The sequence below is a fragment of the Bacillus sp. C30 genome (genome assembly GCF_040838255.1).
GTDB lineage: Bacteria > Bacillota > Bacilli > Bacillales > Bacillaceae_G > Bacillus_A > Bacillus_A mycoides.
Genome location: NZ_JBFPJH010000458.1, coordinates 1 through 2,275 on the forward strand (window position 1 = coordinate 1; position 2,275 = coordinate 2,275).

Below are 2,275 nucleotides of genomic sequence, written 5' to 3' on the forward strand. Positions count from 1 at the left end.
AATATATACAAAAATAATAATTGTAAAAAAAATCCACTCCCCATACTTACTAGTTCTTTCAATGCACCTTACCCCTAAACTGCATGGTATATTATCTCAAAAAGAGAAGATAATAATAAATAAATCCATTAAAGAATGGGAGCTCTCAAAAAATGAAACGCAAAATAATAACTTTCTTTACGCTTATATGTTTAGCACTACCAATGCAAGCTAGCGCATACACATTTCAATCACTACCAATTGCGTCAAAGTCTAAACAGTGGTATATCGAAATTGACAAATCTCATAACTCAAACAAGCAAGCGGCGCAACCAAAACACGGTGTATATGATACATATAGTTTATTCGTAAAAAACATCGGTAATGATGTCTCAAATGTATCAGTGGAAATACTTGATAATAACCCTACATCTAAAGCTACTTTTAATCCTACTACAATAAATAACAACGTTTCAAAAAGTCATACAAGCTTTGACTACATGGTATTCCCATTAGACTTTAATAGCCATAATTTCAAAGTTGTCATTACTTGGGAAGAAAAGAATTTCTCTTACAACGGTCATCCAGTAAATGAGGGTAAAAAAATGAAGCAAACATTTGTGTTTAATGAAGAGTAAGTCCTAATTTGATTAGGGCTTACTCTTTATTTACAAAACCCGATTGAATTGCTTCTGTCACTTCTTTTGCAATATGTATTTTTGTAGCGTCTACACAGATTTTTTTGTCCCAAACATGTACGGAAGACTCTTCATTAGACAAATGCTTAATTAAGATGAATCGATTATATGTCATTTTATTTTCTATAGGAGTAGCAATATACACCGTAAAATTCTTTGCTTCAAATACCTTTTCTTCCAAAACGTATTTACATCTCAACTCTGCTACTACTAAATCATTTAGGTTTTCTATAGTCATATACCATATCCCCCTTTTAGCCTACATAATCAATCGAATCGCCGAATACTTGGTACAGACAATGCCATTCCAATTGTTATGAGTACTAAAATAGCTAGCATTATAATTGTTATCTTTCCACCTATTACAGTAGCTAACCAGCCTACAACCACATATCCTAATGGTAATAAAGCAAATGAACCTAACATATCAAGGCTTGCCACTCTTCCAAATGCTTCTTCTGGTACAAGCTCTTGTAAACTTGTTTCCCAAATGAGCCCAAATATCATAATACCGAATCCTTCAATTGCCATTAAAGCTATTAAGGCAGGCGCCCAAGAAACGAAAGGCATAATTAATAACGCCATTCCACTAATTAAAACACCACCATACGCAAGTAATCCTCTCTTATGCCACTGCTGCCTCCCACCAAAAATTAGTGCTGCAATTACAGCTCCACCGCCAGAAGCGGCCATTCCTAAGCCATAAATGTAAGCTTCAAAATGATGATGAACATTAAACAGCCACGGAATTAACACAACTATAATTCCCGCATAACAAATATTAACGAAAGAAAAGACTAGAATGGTAATCCACAACCACGGATGACTTTTTAGAACAAGAATCCCTTCCATAAAATCTTTTTTGTAATTGACTTTATTCCTTTCAAATTTCTGTACTTTATTAAACTTTATTTCTTTTAAAAATAATAAACATAAAAATGATAGCAAGTACGTTATTGCATCCAATCCAAATCCTATTCCGGCGGATGTAACTGAAACGATTAATCCTCCAAGCGCTGGTCCAATTAGTCGTATTCCTTGATTACTCATTTGCGTTAATGCGTTAGCTGCATTTCGAATTTCCGGTACAAATACTTTTGCTCTTACAGCCGCATACGCCGGCTGAAATATTCCTTCCATAAGCCCATATAATGCTACGAGTACATATAGAAGTGGAATTGTTAAAACGTCCATAAATATCAGTGTTGCAAGTAATAGCATTAATATGCAGCGGATTATATCTGTAAATAACATCAATTTCACCCGGTCAATTCGATCTACGACTAATCCAGCAAACGGTAACGCAAGAATATTAGGAAGCATGTACATTGCCATAGTCATTCCCATTACAACTGTTGAACCAGTTAATGAATAAACAACGATAGGCAGAATAACCATCGTTATTGAACTGCCTAATGTCGAGAGTAATTGTCCGATCCATAAAAACTTAAAGTGTGGTGATACTTTAACTGGTAATAATAATTTACCGACATAACCTAAATTTTTCTCTGTTGGTATTTCTCCTTGCATAGCTCTCTCCTCTTTTCAAATTAAGTTAATATCCGGTTACAAAAACAGAAAATTCAATCTTTTATACC

3 protein-coding genes are annotated in these 2,275 nt (G+C 34.2%); 1 reads left to right on the forward strand and 2 read right to left on the reverse strand.

The window, feature by feature from the left end; translation table 11 throughout:
* Positions 1 to 152 precede the first annotated feature (152 nt).
* On the forward strand, positions 153 to 617 hold the full coding sequence (locus AB3X49_RS21690; RefSeq protein WP_367964676.1) for a YozF family protein: 465 nt from the start codon (positions 153 to 155) through the stop codon (positions 615 to 617).
* A 19-nt stretch (positions 618 to 636) separates the two neighbouring features.
* On the opposite strand, the gene AB3X49_RS21695 is transcribed toward AB3X49_RS21690, so the two are convergent.
* Positions 637 to 915, reverse strand: a complete 279-nt coding sequence (locus tag AB3X49_RS21695; RefSeq protein ID WP_070141696.1) for a hypothetical protein — start codon at positions 913 to 915, stop codon at positions 637 to 639.
* Positions 916 to 944: 29 nt separating this feature from the next.
* Positions 945 to 2,207 (reverse strand): MFS transporter, encoded by a 1,263-nt coding sequence (locus AB3X49_RS21700; RefSeq protein ID WP_367964678.1) that lies wholly within the window; start codon positions 2,205 to 2,207, stop codon positions 945 to 947.
* Positions 2,208 to 2,275 lie beyond the last annotated feature (68 nt).

What these genes read in the sequence shown, in the direction of transcription:
- AB3X49_RS21690 (WP_367964676.1), top strand. Translation starts at nt 153, where the DNA reads ATGAAACGCAAAATAATAACTTTCTTTACGCTTATATGTTTAGCACTA.
- AB3X49_RS21695 (WP_070141696.1), bottom strand. Translation starts at nt 915, where the DNA reads ATGACTATAGAAAACCTAAATGATTTAGTAGTAGCAGAGTTGAGATGT.
- AB3X49_RS21700 (WP_367964678.1), bottom strand. Translation starts at nt 2,207, where the DNA reads ATGCAAGGAGAAATACCAACAGAGAAAAATTTAGGTTATGTCGGTAAA.